Annotated in this window: 13 protein-coding genes and 1 tRNA gene; 7 read left to right on the forward strand and 7 right to left on the reverse strand. The window is 62.6% G+C overall.

Annotated elements, in window-relative coordinates; translation table 11 throughout:
* The coding region (locus ACEPP2_RS14040; RefSeq protein ID WP_395516961.1) for a mannose-1-phosphate guanylyltransferase/mannose-6-phosphate isomerase at positions 1-1,355 on the reverse strand (1,355 nt) is incomplete at its 3' end.
* A gap of 75 nt (positions 1,356-1,430) precedes the next feature.
* On the opposite strand from ACEPP2_RS14040, the gene ACEPP2_RS14045 reads away from it, so the two are divergent.
* Positions 1,431-2,171 (forward strand): DUF1003 domain-containing protein, encoded by a 741-nt coding sequence (locus tag ACEPP2_RS14045; protein WP_244665695.1) that lies wholly within the window; start codon positions 1,431-1,433, stop codon positions 2,169-2,171.
* Between the two features lie 27 nt (positions 2,172-2,198).
* Here the strand turns inward: ACEPP2_RS14045 and ACEPP2_RS14050 are convergent, their stop codons facing one another.
* The 3 genes from ACEPP2_RS14050 to cpdR1 form a co-directional block, all read right to left on the reverse strand.
* On the reverse strand, positions 2,199-2,372 hold the full coding sequence (locus ACEPP2_RS14050; protein ID WP_065814535.1) for a DUF1328 domain-containing protein: 174 nt from the start codon (positions 2,370-2,372) through the stop codon (positions 2,199-2,201).
* 165 nt (positions 2,373-2,537) lie between these two features.
* Positions 2,538-2,612, reverse strand: a tRNA-Val gene (locus tag ACEPP2_RS14055).
* A gap of 103 nt (positions 2,613-2,715) precedes the next feature.
* Positions 2,716-3,078, reverse strand: a complete 363-nt coding sequence (gene cpdR1, locus ACEPP2_RS14060; protein ID WP_052642173.1) for a response regulator CpdR1 — start codon at positions 3,076-3,078, stop codon at positions 2,716-2,718.
* 179 nt (positions 3,079-3,257) lie between these two features.
* Between cpdR1 and ACEPP2_RS14065 the strand changes: the two genes are divergently transcribed.
* Together ACEPP2_RS14065 and hisN are read left to right on the forward strand one after the other, a co-directional pair.
* The gene (locus ACEPP2_RS14065; RefSeq protein WP_395516962.1) at positions 3,258-4,142 is read left to right on the forward strand and encodes an N-formylglutamate amidohydrolase; all 885 of its coding nucleotides are present in this window, start codon (positions 3,258-3,260) and stop codon (positions 4,140-4,142) included.
* Between the two features lie 243 nt (positions 4,143-4,385).
* On the forward strand, positions 4,386-5,162 hold the full coding sequence (gene hisN, locus ACEPP2_RS14070; protein WP_395516963.1) for a histidinol-phosphatase: 777 nt from the start codon (positions 4,386-4,388) through the stop codon (positions 5,160-5,162).
* Positions 5,163-5,166: 4 nt separating this feature from the next.
* Here the strand turns inward: hisN and ACEPP2_RS14075 are convergent, their stop codons facing one another.
* Entirely contained in the window at positions 5,167-6,135 is a 969-nt protein-coding gene (locus ACEPP2_RS14075; RefSeq protein WP_281976525.1) for an alpha/beta fold hydrolase, read from the reverse strand.
* A 386-nt stretch (positions 6,136-6,521) separates the two neighbouring features.
* Here ACEPP2_RS14075 and ACEPP2_RS14080 point away from each other — a divergent pair, with 386 nt between their 5' ends.
* Positions 6,522-7,004 carry an Hsp20 family protein gene (locus ACEPP2_RS14080; protein WP_052639338.1) on the forward strand — a complete coding sequence of 161 codons (483 nt, stop codon included), beginning with the start codon at positions 6,522-6,524 and terminating at the stop codon, positions 7,002-7,004.
* Positions 7,005-7,066: 62 nt separating this feature from the next.
* Here the strand turns inward: ACEPP2_RS14080 and ACEPP2_RS14085 are convergent, their stop codons facing one another.
* Positions 7,067-8,113, reverse strand: a complete 1,047-nt coding sequence (locus ACEPP2_RS14085) for a threonine aldolase family protein (RefSeq protein ID WP_395516964.1) — start codon at positions 8,111-8,113, stop codon at positions 7,067-7,069.
* A gap of 354 nt (positions 8,114-8,467) precedes the next feature.
* Between ACEPP2_RS14085 and gltB the strand changes: the two genes are divergently transcribed.
* Genes gltB through ACEPP2_RS14100 form a run of 3 tightly spaced genes read left to right on the forward strand, consistent with a single transcriptional unit; the run spans position 8,468 to position 14,800 of the window.
* Positions 8,468-13,168 (forward strand): glutamate synthase large subunit, encoded by a 4,701-nt coding sequence (gltB, locus tag ACEPP2_RS14090; RefSeq protein ID WP_395517077.1) that lies wholly within the window; start codon positions 8,468-8,470, stop codon positions 13,166-13,168.
* Positions 13,165-13,332 carry a hypothetical protein gene (locus ACEPP2_RS14095; RefSeq protein ID WP_172972337.1) on the forward strand — a complete coding sequence of 56 codons (168 nt, stop codon included), beginning with the start codon at positions 13,165-13,167 and terminating at the stop codon, positions 13,330-13,332. Before gltB ends, ACEPP2_RS14095 begins: the two co-directional genes overlap by 4 nt.
* Positions 13,333-13,345: 13 nt before the next feature.
* The gene (locus ACEPP2_RS14100) at positions 13,346-14,800 is read left to right on the forward strand and encodes a glutamate synthase subunit beta (protein WP_395516965.1); all 1,455 of its coding nucleotides are present in this window, start codon (positions 13,346-13,348) and stop codon (positions 14,798-14,800) included.
* A gap of 79 nt (positions 14,801-14,879) precedes the next feature.
* On the opposite strand, the gene ACEPP2_RS14105 is transcribed toward ACEPP2_RS14100, so the two are convergent.
* Positions 14,880-16,094 carry an SGNH/GDSL hydrolase family protein gene (locus ACEPP2_RS14105; RefSeq protein WP_077549680.1) on the reverse strand — a complete coding sequence of 405 codons (1,215 nt, stop codon included), beginning with the start codon at positions 16,092-16,094 and terminating at the stop codon, positions 14,880-14,882.
* Between the last annotated feature and the right edge of the window lie 53 nt (positions 16,095-16,147).

Genomic DNA, 16,147 nt, shown 5'->3' on the forward strand with positions numbered 1-16,147 from the left:
ATCATCTCGAGCAGGATCTTGCCCGGGTTGGCGAGGCGATGGACCTCGCCCTGCGGGATGTAGACGCTTTCGTTCTCCCGCACTGTCTTCACCTCGTCGCCAATCGTGACCTCCGCCGTGCCCTTTACACAGATCCAGTGCTCGGAACGGTGGTGATGCTTCTGCAGAGACAGCTTCTTGCCCGGCGAGACGAACAGGCGCTTCACCTGGAAGCGGTCGCCGTTGAGAATGGAGGTATAGCCGCCCCAGGGGCGGTAGGAGGTAGGGTGGGTCTCGGTGAGTGGCGACGTCGCCTTGTCGGCAGCGAGCTTCTTGACCATGCGGCCGACATTCTGGCTCTCCTCCAGCCGCCCGACATAGACCGCATCCTCGCTGGCAATGACGACGACGTTTTCCAGTCCCTGCACCGCAAGGTGGCTGGTGCGGGACATGACGAGGGAGTCTCGCGTATCCATCAGCGTCGCGTTGCCGGAAACCATGTTGCCGGCCTCGTCGCGCGTGCCAAGTTTCCATACTGCATCCCAGCTGCCGAGATCGGACCAGGTGAAGGACGAGGGGACGACAGCGGCGTTCGAGGTCTTCTCCATGACGGCGTAGTCGATGGAGATGTCCGGGCTCCTGATGAAGGCTGCAGCATCGAGACGGATGAAATCGAGGTCCGTGACCGCGTTCGCGACGGCTTCGCGAGCCGCTTCGGCCACCTCCGGCGCGTGAGCCTCCATTTCCTCCATCAACTTGCCGGCCGTGAACATGAAGATGCCGGAGTTCCAGTAGAAGCCGCCATCCGCCAGCATGTGCTCCGCTTCCTTTAGCGGCGGCTTTTCGACGAAGCGTCTGACGGCATGGGCGCCGCCTCCGAGGGATTCGCCGGCTTCGATATAGCCATAGCCGGTGGCGGGTTCGGTCGGGGTGATGCCGAAGGTCACGAGCCTGCCGGCAATCGCAGCGTCCCGTGCAGACCGGATGGCGTCGAAATAGCGCTGATCAGCAATTATCTCATGGTCCGATGCGAGAACCTGCATGACGGCATCAGGACCATGGCGATCAAGGATCAGGGCGGCAGCGGCGGCGATTGCGGCGGCCGTGTTGCGGGCGACCGGCTCCAGCAGCGTGCCCGCCAGTTCGACGTCGAGTTCTCGGGCCTGCTCCGCAACGAGGAAGCGGAAATCCTCGTTCGTAACGACGATCGGCGCCTCGTAGAGCGTGGGGTCGGCAAGGCGTGCCAAGGTCGCCTGGTAGAGCGTCCGGTTACCCACGAACTGGATGAACTGCTTCGGAGCACTTGCGCGCGACAGCGGCCACAGGCGCGTTCCCTTGCCGCCCGCCATGATCACGGGGATGATCTTCTGAGTCATGTCCGTCCTTGAATTCACGTGCCGATGCGCAGACTGTCAGTCTATATCTTTAGCGGCTGCCGGCGACAGGACAAGATGACGACAGTGTTGGACGAACAAGAGAAGATGGACGCGAAGACGGCGCATTGCGCCGTGTGCGGTCGCAACCTGCCCCTTCGGCAGATGCATGAAATTCACGAGCTGAGGCCGGCCCTGCAGGCGATGATCGCGGAGCAGGTCGGTGACATTGACGACCAATCGCTGATCTGCGAGCGCGATCTTTCCCGCTACCGGCGGCTTTATGTCGAGAAGCTCCTGAACGATGAACGAGGGGAACTGTCGGAGCTGGACAGGCGGGTACTCGACAGCTTCGTGACGGGCGGCTCAACGGTGCAGTCGAGTGCCGACCTGGTGCTGGAACCGCCGCGCAGCTTCGGGGAAAGGGCCGCCGATGCGGTGGCATCCTTCGGCGGCTCCTGGAGCTTCATTCTCCTTTTCTGCGCCGTTCTTCTCCTCTGGATGAGTGTCAACATCTCGGGCCTGTTTGCCGAGCCGTTCGATCCCTATCCGTTCATCCTGCTCAACCTCGTGCTGTCCTGCGTAGCCGCATTGCAGGCGCCAATCATCATGATGAGCCAGAAGCGGCAGGAGGCGAAGGACAGGCAGCGGGCCGAGAGCGACTACATGGTCAACCTGCGGGCCGAACTGGAAATCCGCCAGTTGCACGAGAAGATCGACCACCAGATGGCGAAGCAGTGGGAACGGCTGACCGAGCTCCAGCAGATCCAGATCGAGCTGCTGGAGCGAAACGATCCATGGCAGGGCGAACGGAACTGATCGTCGCCTACCGAGTATCCGATCGAATCAGAAGACCAGGCTGCCGCCGATAATGGCGAGGACCAGGAAGATCACGAACACAAGCAGTGCAAGGAAGAACAGTACCTTGGCAATCGACGCGGTCGCCGCCGATACTCCCGAGAAGCCCAGGAAGCCTGCAACAATCGAGATGACGAGGAAGATCAGTGCCCATTTCAGCATGGCGTGTCCCTTTCGCTTGAAGCCGGAAAACGCAGGCGAGAAACGAATGTTCCGCGGTCTTGTAAGCAGCGGCGGGTCAATCCAGTAGATGGGCCAGAAGCGGTCGCGGCGACCAGCGCGAGCCATGCTCGCGTCCGCAAGTATCTACCAAGGTGAGGGATTGGATGGTGGGCGTGACAGGGATTGAACCTGTGACCCCTACGATGTCAACGTAGTGCTCTCCCGCTGAGCTACACGCCCATCCGATGTCGGCGCATAGACCATAAGGTGGCCGGGCCGTCAACTGGTTTTGATGCGGAATGCGAAGCTTTTTCACCGGCTTCGCATCATCCCGAAAATGCCGTCACGCGGCGGCGAGCATCTTGTTCACTTCGTCCACCAGATCGCGCAGATGGAACGGCTTGGAAAGGACTTTCGCATCCTTCGGTGCCTTCGAATCGGCGTTCAGGGCGACGGCGGCGAAGCCGGTGATGAACATCACCTTGAGGTCGGGGTCGAGCTCGGTGGCGCGACGGGCGAGTTCGATCCCGTCCATCTCCGGCATGACGATGTCGGTGAGAAGGAGCGAGAACGGTTCCTCACGCAACCGGTCATAGGCGCTCGCGCCATTGTCGAAGGAAGCGACGTTGTAGCCAGCCTTCTCGAGCGCCTTTACGAGGAAGCGCCGCATGTCGTTGTCGTCTTCGGCGAGAAGGATTTTTTGCATCGTTCGGGGGCCGTGTTCCATATTTTCGAATTTTCGGAGCGTCAGCCTAGCCAATAGCTGGTAAAAACCCATTTAACGGCGGCAGGCGCGGATCCTGGCAGGACATAGATAGTATGGACTTCGGCGGGGGCAACTGGCAACATGCCCGTTCTGGAAGTTCATGACATGGTAAAGGCTAGATGGACCGGGCGACAGGCGAATTCGAGCAGTTCGAGATCAGAGAGCCCACCTGCCAGACCATTCCCTTCGTCTATAATTCCCCCCATAGCGGGCGCTGCTATCCGACAACTTTCCTCGCCGATTCGAGGCTTGATTCGGTCGCCATCCGCCGCTCCGCCGATCACTATGTCGATGAGTTGTTTGCACCCGCGCCTGAACTCGGCGCACCTCTCCTCGCTGCCAATTTTCCGCGCGCATATCTCGACGTGAACCGCGAGCCCTACGAGCTCGACCCGAAGATGTTCGACGGACCGCTTCCCTCGTTCGCCAATATCAGCTCGCTCCGGGTGGCGGGCGGGCTAGGGACTATTCCGCGAATCGTTGCCGAGAACATGGAAATCTATCGCCGTCGCCTCAGCGTCGAGGAGGGACTGGCGCGGATCGAGAGGATCTACAAGCCGTATCACACGGCGCTCCGCCGGCTGATCGCCCGTACCCATGCGCGGTTCGGCACGAGCATCCTGATCGATTGCCACTCGATGCCCGGCAATATTCGCCTTTCCGGTTCCGATGTCAGGCCCGACTTCATCATCGGCGACCGCTATGGCACCAGCGCATCGGCGGATCTGTCGCGGGCGGCAATCTGCATCCTGAGCGAACTCGGTTTCACGGCGGTGCGCAACAAGCCCTATGCCGGCGGCTTTATCACCGAACATTACGGTCGACCGACACGCGGGCTGCATGCGCTGCAGATCGAGATAAACCGGGCGCTCTACGTGGATGAAGTGACGCTCGAGAAGAGGCGGGACTTCGAGGCGGTCGCCGGAAATCTCTTCACCTTCATGCGGCAGTTGGCGGAAGTCGCCGACGAGCTTGCCGGCACCACGGCTCTCGCGGCCGAATAAGCTTGCCGGAACTGATAGGCAAAAAAAAACCGCGCCGAAGCGCGGCTAGTCTAGGGAGGAAACACCCAAGGAGGGCATTACAGTCAGAGACTGTAATATGACACTATTATTGCAGTGCACAATTGTCAAGCAGATCCTGACGTTGTCCACATTTTGATCAGGCGCTGTTGCACGCTTCCCACATTGCTTCCTGCGCTCTTGCGGTTACAAGCAGCTTTCAGACCCTGCCGCCACGAGGTTTCCATGCTTCCCGACCGTGCCTTCTTCTATGCGCTTGCCGACGCCGCCAAGGCGGAGACGCTGCCACGGTTCCGGACCGGCGGCTACGTGACCAACAAGCTCGAGGGTGGATTTGATCCGGTCACGGAAGGTGACCAGGCCGCAGAGGCTGCGATCCGGGGGCTCATCGAGGATCGCTTCCCCGAACACGGCATACTGGGGGAAGAGCACGAGAACATCGGTCTGGATCGGGAGCACATCTGGGTGATCGATCCGATCGACGGCACGCGTGCCTTCATCTCCGGCGTGCCGGTCTGGGGCACACTGATCGGTTTCCAGAGCGGTGGGCGTTCGGTGATGGGGCTGATGGACCAGCCCTTCACCGGCGAACGATACTTCGCCGATGGGAAACGCTCCTGGTATAGCGGGCCGGACGGTGAGCGGCAGATTAGGACGCGCGACTGCGAGCGGTTGTCGGACGCCATCCTGTTCACGACCTCTCCACACATATTCACGGGCGAGGATGCCGAGCGCTATCATGCGGTGGAGCGGCATGTGCGCCTGTTCCGCTACGGCACAGACTGCTACGCATATGCGCTTCTCGCGTCGGGTCATGTGGACCTGGTGATCGAGAATTCGCTCAAGCCCTACGACGTGGGCGCGCTCATACCGCTGATCGAACATGCAGGCGGGATAATCACCACCTGGGATGGCGGTCGTCCGGAAATGGGTGGCAATATTATCGCCGCTGGAAGCCGTGCGCTGCATGAACAGGCGATGAGCATTCTCAACGGCGCCTGACGGGTCAGGCTGCGGTCTCGGACAGGTCAAGTCCGCCATCCAGGCCCGGCATGAAGGCTTCGATCGCAGCCAGCGCCTGGGCGCGATAGATGTCGCGCTCCTGCAAGAGTTCGTGCCGCGCGCCGTTGATGGTCACCAACTGGCCGGCCCGGAAGTTGCGGGAGAGTTCTTCCTGCTCGGCATAGGGGATTATGCCGTCGAGCACAGGCGCGAGGATGAGGGTCGGGATGGTTATGCGGGTCAGGTGCTCCTGACGCCTGACCCGGTCAACGCCTTTCAGCGTCTCATGCAGCCAGCGATAGGTGGGTGGCCCGACCGTCAGTTCCGGGTGAGCCGCGATAACGGCTGCGTTCCGGGCGAAGCGGGCGGTGTCCGAGGTCAGCGGATTACCGGGGAAGGGTCTGTCGATGCGTTCCTGCTCGGCCGATAGCCGACCAAGCCCGGTCCAGCACGCAAGCGCGGCGACCTGGCGGATTACGGCGACCGGCCAGGTATCGTGACGCAGCCCGACATAGGGCGCCGACAGGGCCATGCGGCTGATGCGGTTCGACAGCCTGGGTGCCGCGGAAAGCGCGATCAGTGCACCCGTCGAGTGGGCGACGAGAAAGAAGGGCAGGCGCGTATCCGGCAGCACGATCTGCTCCAGGAATATCTCCAGGTCTCGCTCGTAGTCGGACATGCGGCGTACGTGACCCTTGCGGGGATCCTTCAGCAGCCGGTCCGAGCCGCCCTGGCCGCGCAGATCGAAGGTCGCCACCCACAGCCCCATCGCATTGAGGTCGCAGATCGTCTCGAAATACTTCTCTATGAAGTCATTGCGCCCCTGCATGAGGACCACGGTTCCGCGCGCCGGCGAGATCTGCGACCGGAAGATCGCATAGCGCAGCTTCGCGCCCCTGTAGCCGGTGAAATGACCGGCGGTGTAGTTCTCGGGCGCGGGGTTTTCGGGCGTCGGATAAAGTATGTCGGGCATGGTCCCACGGGAGCGTTGGCGATCCCACAGCGATAGGTGCTCATGCTGCAAGGTCAAGGAAAAAAGCCGGATCGACACCTGAGGACAAGCATCGACCCGGCCAGTAGACTGAAGAGAAGGGACGTGCTTCAGTCGTCGACGGTGCTTATGTCCGCCGATGGAAGGAGGTTTACGCGCCCCATCATGAACCCGCGTGAAACCTCGTGTTCATGGGAAGTTCATGCGGTGAGGAGGTGGTTGCGCAGGGCTCTTGAAGCGTCGCGGCGGAATTCCCATCTTCATTTTGCGGGCGCCGGAAGGGCCCGTTAAACCCCTGCCTCATCGCCATTCCGGGACGAGGCAGGAGAACAAAAAATCGCAACACGTCGCTTCCCAGGAGGACAATAATGCGTCACGTCGATTTCTCCCCCCTCTATCGGTCTACCGTCGGTTTTGACCGCCTCTTCAACCTGCTGGACACCCGCGGCCAGCCGGAGCAGGCGCAGACCTATCCGCCCTACAACATCGAGCGTACCGGCGAGAACACCTATCGCATCACCATGGCCGTTGCCGGTTTCGACGAGAAGGAACTCTCGATCGAAGCGCATGCGCATGTGCTGACGGTGAAGGGTGAAAAGACCGAGGAAGACAAGGCCGAACAGAGCGAATACCTCTATCGCGGCATCGCCAAGCGCGCCTTCGAGCGCCGCTTCCAACTCGCCGATCACGTCGAGGTCCAGTCTGCCTCGTTGAAGAACGGCCTGCTTCATATCGACCTTCTCCGGAACATCCCGGAAGCGATGAAGCCGCGCCGCATCGCCATCGCCGCCGAGGCAGGCGAGGCGCCAAAGACGATCGAAGCGCAGGTGGCGCCGCAGCAGGTCAACTAAGGCCTCTGCCTCTCCCAAGGCTTGGACGGCTCCTCCTTGCGGAGGGGCCGTATTCGTTTAGGTCAGCCTATAGCCGCCAAAAAGGCGTCGACGTCGTCGGCCGTGCTTGCGAAGCTCGTAACGAGGCGGATCAGCATCTCGCCTTCGCCCGCCGGTTCAGACATGTCGCGCGGCTCGAGCCAGTCGTAGAACTTGGCACCTTTCTCATGAGCCTTCTTCATCGTGTCAATCGGCACGATCGCGAAGACCTCGTTGGATTGGGTGGGCCAAGCGAGGCGGGCGCTGTTGGAGCCGGAGATACCGTCGCGAAGGCGGTCGGCCATGGCATTGGCGTGGGTGGCAAGCTCCAGCCACAGCCCATCCTTAAGATAAGCTTCGAATTGTGCCGCGATGAAGCGCGACTTGGAGAAGAGCTGTGCCGTCCGTTTGCGAATGAAGGGCAGTTCCTTGGCCATTTCTGGATTGAAGAAGACGATGGCTTCCGCACACCAGCAGCCGTTCTTCGTGCCTCCGAAGGAGAGGATGTCGACACCGCGCTTCCACGTCATCTCAGCCGGAGTGGTGTCGAGCGCAACGAGCGCATTGGCGAAGCGGGCGCCGTCCATGTGCAGCGGCAGTCCGTGCGCCCGGGCCGTCTGCGCAATCGCCGCAATCTCGTCCAGCGTGTAGACGCTGCCAACTTCCGTCGCCTGGGTCATGGTGATCGCCGCGGCTCGGCCGTGGTGGACAGCGTCCTCGGGGTAGCGGGCCATCCTGGCCTCCAGGTTCTTCATATTCATCTTGCCGAGCGGTCCCTCCACCGGAACCATGCGCATGCCGCTGAAGAAATCCGGCGCGCCGCATTCGTCCTCGATGACATGCGCCTCGGAATGGCAGAAGACGACGCCGCCGGGGCGGGCGACGCTTGCAAGGGCCAGCGAATTGGCGGCCGTGCCGGTGGCGACGAAGAAGACCGAGACCTCACGCTCGAAGATTTCGTTGAAGCGCGCCTCGACGGCACGGTCGAGGTCGCTCGTTCCATAGGCGGCGGCAAAGCGGGTGGATTCGTGCAGCAGGCGCTCGTTGATGGCCGGGTGAGCGCCGGCCCAGTTGTCGGAGGCAAAGAACATGAACGGCCCTTTCGTATGCCACCGAAACCTATCGCTTTTCGGCCGCCACTCAATCGAGCGCATTTCCAAATTCTCAATTGGCAAGCAAGAGACGAAATCGACATCCTTCTGACAACTAAGTTTCGCAGATTGCCTGCCTGGCGAAAGCTTCGGTCGCGAACGACACAATTTGTGAGCCGGCGGGTCTTGTGAGGCGGGGGCGAGTATGTCATACCACGCGGGAATTAGGTCAGAACAGTTGACCTAATTTCGGATCTCCCCTCTCTTTGAGGAGGAGGCTTGAAGCGAATTCCGCAAGAACAACCACCTTGTCCGCCGGACCGAAGGAGGATGACGATGACGAAGATTGTTGAAATGCGCGCCGCTGCTCGCGAAGCTGCGAAAGCGCCCGAGAAACGCACGTCTGTCGCAGCCTCCGGTCTTCCGCCCGCGCAGGGCCTTTACGACCCGCGCAACGAGCACGATGCCTGCGGCGTCGGCTTCATTGCCCATATGAAGGGGCAGAAGTCGCACCAGATCGTCAAGGACGGGCTGTTCATCCTCGAGAACCTGACTCATCGCGGTGCTGTCGGTGCCGACCCGTTGATGGGCGATGGCGCAGGCATTCTCGTCCAGATCCCGGACCGCTTCTTCCGCGAGGAGATGGCGAAGCAGGGCGTAACGCTGCCAAAGGCCGGTGAATATGCCGTCGGCCACTTCTTCCTGCCGCGCGATGCCGAGCAGATCGACCACTTCAAGAAGGTGATTGTCGACGTGATCGCCGAGGAGGGGCAGCAGTTCTTGGGGTTCCGCGAAGTGCCGGTGGACAATTCCTCGCTTTCCAAGGCGCCCGAGATCGCCGCGACCGAGCCCTATCACCTGCAGGTCTTCATCGGCGCGGGCCGCGATGCCGCGACGAACCACGAGTTCGAGCGCAAGCTCTTCCTCGTCCGCAAGGTGATCTCCAACCGCATCTACGACCAGTTCGGCGGACAGGAGACCGGTTTCTATCCCGTGTCGCTCTCGTCCTCGACCATCGTCTACAAGGGAATGTTCCTCGCCTATCAGGTGGGCGCTTATTACAAGGACCTGTCCGACCCGCGTTTCGAATCGGCCGTGGCGCTCGTCCACCAGCGGTTCTCGACCAACACCTTCCCCTCGTGGAAGCTGGCGCATCCCTACCGCATGGTCGCCCATAACGGCGAGATCAACACGCTGCGCGGCAACGTCAACTGGATGGCGGCCCGCCAGGCTTCGGTCTCCTCGCCGCTCTTCGGCGACGATATCTCCAAGCTGTGGCCGATCTCCTACGAGGGGCAATCGGACACCGCCTGCTTCGACAACGCGCTCGAGTTCCTGGCCCGCGGTGGCTATTCCTTGGCGCACGCCGTGATGATGCTGATCCCGGAGGCATGGGCCGGCAACCAGTCGATGAGCCCCGAGCGGAAGGCCTTCTACGAATATCATGCCGCCCTGATGGAGCCGTGGGACGGGCCAGCTGCGGTCGCCTTCACCGATGGCAAGCAGATCGGCGCGACGCTCGATCGCAACGGCCTGCGCCCGGCGCGTTACGTCGTGACCTCCGACGACCGCGTCATCATGGCCTCGGAAGCGGGCGTGCTGCCGGTGCCGGAAGAGACCATCATCAAGAAGTGGCGGCTACAGCCGGGCAAGATGCTGCTGATCGACATGGAGAAGGGTCGCATCATTTCCGACGAGGAAGTGAAGAGCGAACTTGCCACCAAGCATCCCTACCGCAACTGGCTGGACCGCACACAGCTGATCCTGGAGGACCTGCGACCTGTCGAGCCGCGGGCGCTGCGCCGTGACGTGTCGCTGCTCGATCGCCAGCAGGCCTTCGGTTACACGTCCGAGGACACGAAGATCCTGATGTCGCCGATGGCGACGACCGGCCAGGAAGCCGTCGGCTCAATGGGGACCGATACGCCGATCTCGGCGATGTCCGCCAAGTCGAAGCTGCTCTATACCTACTTCAAGCAGAACTTCGCCCAGGTCACCAATCCGCCGATCGACCCGATCCGCGAGGAACTGGTGATGAGCCTCGTCTCCTTCATCGGGCCGCGGCCGAACATCCTCGACCACGAGGGCATGGCGAAGGCGAAGCGCATGGAAGTGCGCCAGCCGATCCTGACAAATGGCGACCTCGAAAAGATCCGCTCCATCGGTCACATGGAGGATCACTTCGACACCAAGACGCTCGACTTCACCTATGACATTGAGCGCGGCGCCGAAGGCATGCCGGAGATGCTCGACCGGTTGTGCGAGCGGGCGGAGGCTGCCGTCCGCGGCGGCTACAACATCATCGTGCTCTCCGACCGCCAGATCGGCCCGGACCGGATCGCGATCCCCGCGCTGCTTGCGACCGCTGCCGTCCACCATCACCTGATCCGCAAGGGGCTCCGGACTTCGGTCGGTCTTGTCGTCGAATCCGGCGAGCCGCGCGAGATCCATCACTTCTGCTGTCTCGCGGGCTTCGGCGCCGAGGCGATCAACCCCTATCTGGCCTTCGACACGCTGACCGACATGCATGCCCGCGGCGAATTCCCGAAGGAAGTCGACGCGAGCGAAATCGTCAGCCGCTACATCAAGGCGGTCGGCAAGGGGATTCTGAAGGTCATGTCCAAGATGGGCATCTCGACCTACCAGTCCTATTGCGGCGCGCAGATATTCGATGCGGTCGGCCTGTCGTCCGAGCTGGTTAACCAGTACTTCTTCGGCACCGCGACGACCATCGAGGGCGTCGGTCTGACGGAGATCGCCGAGGAAACCGTGGCGCGCCATCAGGCGGCCTTCGGCAAGGACCCGGTGCTGGCCCGCACGCTCGATATCGGCGGCGAGTACGCCTATCGCATGCGCGGCGAAAGCCATGCGTGGACGCCGGATGCGGTGGCATCGTTGCAGCATGCAGTGCGCGGTAACAGCCAGGATCGCTACCGCGAATTTGCGCAGATGGTGAACGACACCGCCTGCCGGATGAACACCATCCGCGGGCTGTTCAAGATCAAGTCGGCGGAGGAGATCGGTCGCAAGCCAGTGTCGATCGACGAAGTCGAGCCGGCGGTGGACATCGTCAAGCGCTTCTCGACCGGCGCCATGTCCTTCGGCTCGATTTCCCGCGAGGCGCATACGACGCTGGCGATCGCCATGAACCGTATCGGCGGCAAGTCGAACACGGGCGAGGGCGGCGAGGAAAGCGATCGTTACACGCCGCTGGCGGACGGGTCGCAGAACCCCGAGCGTTCGGCGATCAAGCAGATCGCGTCGGGTCGCTTCGGCGTCACAACCGAATACCTCGTCAATGCCGACATGCTGCAGATCAAGGTGGCGCAGGGGGCGAAGCCCGGTGAAGGCGGCCAACTGCCCGGTCACAAGGTGGATGCAACTGTCGCCAAGACCCGGCATTCGACGCCGGGCGTCGGCCTGATCTCGCCGCCGCCGCACCACGACATCTATTCGATCGAGGACCTAGCACAGCTCATCTACGACTTGAAGAACGTCAACCCGGAGGCGGACGTCTCGGTCAAGCTCGTGTCCGAGGTCGGCGTCGGTACGGTTGCCGCCGGTGTCGCCAAGGCACGCGCCGACCATATAACGGTCGCGGGCTTCGACGGCGGCACGGGTGCGTCGCCGCTCACCTCGCTGAAGCACGCCGGCAGCCCGTGGGAGATCGGTCTCGCCGAGACCCAGCAGACGCTGGTGCTGAACGGATTGCGTTCGCGTATTGCGCTGCAGGTCGATGGCGGGTTGAAGACCGGCCGTGACGTGATCGTGGGTGCGCTGCTGGGCGCCGACGAGTTCGGCTTTGCCACCGCGCCGCTGATCGCGGCCGGCTGCATCATGATGCGCAAGTGCCACCTCAACACCTGTCCGGTCGGCGTTGCGACCCAGGATCCGGTGCTGCGCAAGCGCTTCAAGGGCACGCCGGAACACGTCATCAACTACTTCTTCTTCGTTGCGGAAGAGGTGCGTGAAATCCTCGCCTCGCTCGGCTTCACCAGGCTCGACGACATCATTGGCATGTCCGAGCTTCTGTCCAAGGACGAGATGATCGCGCACTGGAAGTCGAAGGGCCTCGACTTCACCAGGATCTTCCACAAGGTCGAGGCGCCGAAGGAAGCGACCTACTGGACCGAGCGGCAGAAGCACCCGATCGACGACATTCTCGATCGCAAGCTGATCGAGAAGTCCATGCCGGCGCTCGAAAGCAAGGAGCCGGTGGTCTTCGAGGTGCCGATCAAGAACGTCGACCGCTCCGTCGGCGCCATGCTGTCGGGAGCGCTCGCCAAGCGGTGGGGCCACAAGGGGCTGAAGGACGACACGATCCATGTGACGCTGCGCGGCACGGCCGGCCAGTCCTTCGGTGCCTTCCTGGCCCGCGGCATCACCTTTGACCTGGTGGGCGACGGCAACGACTATGTCGGCAAGGGCTTGTCCGGTGGCCGGATCATCGTTCGTCCGCCCGAGAACTCGAAGCTGAAGGCGGAGCAGGCGATCATCGTCGGCAATACCGTGCTCTATGGTGCGATCACTGGCGAGTGCTATTTCCGCGGCGTCGCGGGTGAGCGCTTCGCGGTCCGCAACTCCGGTGCGATCGCCGTCGTCGAGGGCGTGGGCGACCACGGCTGCGAATACATGACGGGCGGCATCGTGGTCGTGCTCGGCGAGACCGGCCGCAACTTCGCGGCCGGTATGTCGGGGGGCGTCGCCTATGTGCTCGATGAGGAAGGGACCTTTGCCAAGCGGTGCAACATGGCGATGGTCGAACTCGAGCCGGTGCCGGAAGAGGACGACATGCTGGAGAAGCTGCACCACCACGGCGGCGACATCATGCACAAGGGCCGGGTCGACGTGTCCGAGGATATGACGCGCCACGACGAGGAGCGCCTCTACCAAATGATCTCCAACCACCTGCACTACACGGGTTCGGAGAGGGCGAAGGAAATCCTCGACCGCTGGACCGAGTTCCGGCCGAAATTCCGCAAGGTCATGCCGGTGGAATACCGCCGTGCTCTGGAAGAGATGGAACGTATGCGCATGGGTGTCGCGGCGGAGTGAGCCGTCTTCGCCTTATTCATAGGCTGCTTGCCATGGGAGTAGCAGCCGCCGTGCCGGCGGTTGTGTTCGTGGCAAATGGCACTATCGCAGCAGAACATTGGGTGCTGGGGGCGGTCATCGGTCTTGCCTACTGGTACTGGGGGCCGACAGGCGCCTCACTTTGAAAAGGGACGATACATGGGCAAGGTAACGGGTTTCATGGAAATCGACCGGCAGGTCATGAAGTACCAGCCGGCATCGGACCGTATCCGCCATTTCCGGGAATTCACCATTCCGATGTCGGATGCGGAAGTCACCAAGCAGGCGGCACGCTGCATGGACTGCGGCATCCCCTACTGCCACGGCCCGACCGGCTGTCCGGTGCACAACCAGATCCCGGACTGGAACGACCTCGTCTACAACAACAAGTGGGAAGAGGCGATCCGCAACCTCCATTCCACCAACAACTTTCCGGAGTTCACCGGCCGTGTCTGCCCGGCGCCCTGCGAGGAAGCCTGCACGCTGAACCTCGAGGATGCGCCCGTCGCGATCAAGACAATCGAACAGGCGATCGCCGACAAGGCATATGAGCTCGGCCTGGTCGGCCCGCAGCCGGCGACTGAAAAGACCGGCAAGAAGGTCGCCATCATCGGCTCCGGTCCCGCCGGCATGGCGGCGGCCCAACAGCTCGGCCGCGCCGGACATGAGGTGCATGTCTACGAGCGCGAGACGAAGCCCGGTGGCCTGCTGCGCTACGGCATCCCGGACTTCAAGCTGGAGAAGAACTTCATCGACCGTCGCGTCGAGCAGATGAAAGGCGAGGGCGTCACCTTCCACTGTGGCGTCAATGTCGGCGTCGATATGCCCGTTGAACAGTTGCTCGCGGAGCATGATGCGGTGCTCTACTGCGGTGGGTCGGAGACGCCGCGCGCCGCCGGAATCCCTGGTGTCGACCTGCAGGGCGTCTACGATGCCATGCCCTATCTCGTGCAGCAGAACCGCCGCGTCGGCCGTGAAAACATCGACAGCGTCGGCTGGCCGGCCGAGCCGATCCTGGCGGGCGCCAAGCACGTCGTCGTTGTCGGCGGTGGCGATACCGCATCCGACTGTGTCGGGACTGCATTCCGCCAAGGCGCGGTGAAGGTCACACAGCTCGATATCCGCCCGCAGCCGCCTGAAAAGGAAGACAAGCTTGCCGTCTGGCCCTTCTGGGCCACGAAGATGCGCACATCGTCCTCACAGGCCGAAGGTGCGGTCCGCGAGTTCCAGGTCGCCACTCTAGAGTTCGTCGGAGAAGACGGGCATCTGACGGGCGTGCGCTGCTGCGAGGTGGACGAGCGCCGCCAGCCGATCGCCGGCACCGACTTCATCATCAAGGCCGACCTTGCCTTCATCGCCATCGGCTTCTCGGGACCGCTGAAGGACGGCGTGCTCTCGGAAATGGACGGCAAGCTCGAACTCAATGTTGACCGGCGCGGCTCCGCGAACGTCGTCGCCAATGACCGCGACTACAAGACGTCGGTGGACAAGTTCTGGGTCGCGGGCGACGTTCGCCGTGGCCAGTCACTGGTGGTCTGGGCGATCCGCGAAGGCCGCCAGGCTGCACGCGCGATCGACGAGGCCCTGATGGGCAGTTCGGTTCTTCCGAGGTAAAGCCTGCAATCCTGGATTAAGGCGGCGCCTTCCTCATCCATCATGGCAGATGAGGGAGGCGACCCTTGCGGTGAAAGCCTTACTGCGTGGTGCTTCGCTGATAGTCGTCGATGCGCCCCTTCGGGGCTGGAGGCAGTTCGCCACGCTTCACCAGCATGTCGCGCGGGGTTTCCACGAGCGGCGGCGGCGGTGGGGAGGCACCCAGCAGCTCGGCTCCACCGTCGAGCTCCGGGTCCATCACGCTGATGGGCTGGACGGGCACGGCCGTGGTCAGTGAGGGGGGCAGGACCTGCAGTTCCGGCAGGTTGCTGGCATCGAGCTTGACCAGTTCCGGGCTTGCCATCTCTCCCAGATGCCGCCGGGCATATTTCTCGACATAGAATGCAAGCTTGCGCTTGCCGGCCTTGGTGAAGTTGATCCCGTCGGAGCCACGCAGGCGAGCCTGCTGGCCGTTCATATCGGATCCGGTGACGATGAAGCGGCCTTCCTCGTCGACGAAACCATCCCAGATATCGACGAACTCGCCGCCGAGCTTCGCCACTTCCGTCCGGTAAAGGCCGTTCAGCTTCACGGCGTCGCGCATCAGCGACGGCGACTGGAAGGAAGGCAGGCCGACCCAGAGCAGCGGGATCTTCCGGCTGGTGACGATGGTGCCAAGTTCGCGGATGCGTCGTTCATATTCACTGAACCAGCCGTCGCTCGGGAAGTCGAGGCGCGCATCGGCCGTTTTCATCTGCTGGCGGTCGTTGGCACCGATCATCACCACGACCAGTGCGGGCTTCACCTCGTCGATCAAGGTGGGAAGCTGTTCCGGCCAGTTGTAGTAGTCCTGGCGCACCAAGCCGGAAGAGCCATTGCTCCGTTCCGCGACGACGACGCCGGGCGATTCCTCGAAGGCGGTGGAGAGTTCGTCGCCCAATCCTCCGGCGAGGAAGTCACCGACCACGAGGATCTGGCGTGCATTCTCCAACTTGGCCACCGGCTCCGGCTTCGGCGGTGCGGCTGGAGCGGCTGGCCGTGGCGCGGCTGCCCGTGCGGCCGGCGCGCGGCCGCGGGGGCGCGGCTGCTGTTGCCTCAGTTGCCTCTGGCGCCGCGGCTGCACGTCGATGATGGACGGTTCCGGGTCGATATAGCGACGCCCGCCGCCGAACAGCATGTCGAGCAGATTGCGGCGCTGGACGCGTTCCTGTGCCTCTGCCGGCGCCGGTGACGCCGGCACGACAAGAGCCACGGTGACCAAGATCACCAGGAAACGGCCGATAATGCCTTTGCCGCCGACCACATCAAACCTCATGTCCGCGCGGGGCTTCCCGCCCGCCTGCTCATGCAGGCGATGTGGGACGGAAT

Source organism: Pseudorhizobium flavum (assembly GCF_044142885.1).
GTDB classification, from domain to species: Bacteria; Pseudomonadota; Alphaproteobacteria; order Rhizobiales; family Rhizobiaceae; genus Neorhizobium; species Neorhizobium flavum.

What these genes read in the sequence shown, in the direction of transcription:
- hisN (WP_395516963.1), top strand. Translation starts at nt 4,386, where the DNA reads ATGCTTCCCGACCGTGCCTTCTTCTATGCGCTTGCCGACGCCGCCAAG.
- ACEPP2_RS14075 (WP_281976525.1), bottom strand. Translation starts at nt 6,135, where the DNA reads ATGCCCGACATACTTTATCCGACGCCCGAAAACCCCGCGCCCGAGAAC.
- cpdR1 (WP_052642173.1), bottom strand. Translation starts at nt 3,078, where the DNA reads ATGCAAAAAATCCTTCTCGCCGAAGACGACAACGACATGCGGCGCTTC.
- ACEPP2_RS14085 (WP_395516964.1), bottom strand. Translation starts at nt 8,113, where the DNA reads ATGTTCTTTGCCTCCGACAACTGGGCCGGCGCTCACCCGGCCATCAAC.
- ACEPP2_RS14100 (WP_395516965.1), top strand. Translation starts at nt 13,346, where the DNA reads ATGGGCAAGGTAACGGGTTTCATGGAAATCGACCGGCAGGTCATGAAG.
- ACEPP2_RS14065 (WP_395516962.1), top strand. Translation starts at nt 3,258, where the DNA reads ATGGACCGGGCGACAGGCGAATTCGAGCAGTTCGAGATCAGAGAGCCC.
- gltB (WP_395517077.1), top strand. Translation starts at nt 8,468, where the DNA reads ATGCGCGCCGCTGCTCGCGAAGCTGCGAAAGCGCCCGAGAAACGCACG.
- ACEPP2_RS14080 (WP_052639338.1), top strand. Translation starts at nt 6,522, where the DNA reads ATGCGTCACGTCGATTTCTCCCCCCTCTATCGGTCTACCGTCGGTTTT.
- ACEPP2_RS14105 (WP_077549680.1), bottom strand. Translation starts at nt 16,094, where the DNA reads ATGAGGTTTGATGTGGTCGGCGGCAAAGGCATTATCGGCCGTTTCCTG.
- ACEPP2_RS14045 (WP_244665695.1), top strand. Translation starts at nt 1,431, where the DNA reads ATGACGACAGTGTTGGACGAACAAGAGAAGATGGACGCGAAGACGGCG.
- ACEPP2_RS14050 (WP_065814535.1), bottom strand. Translation starts at nt 2,372, where the DNA reads ATGCTGAAATGGGCACTGATCTTCCTCGTCATCTCGATTGTTGCAGGC.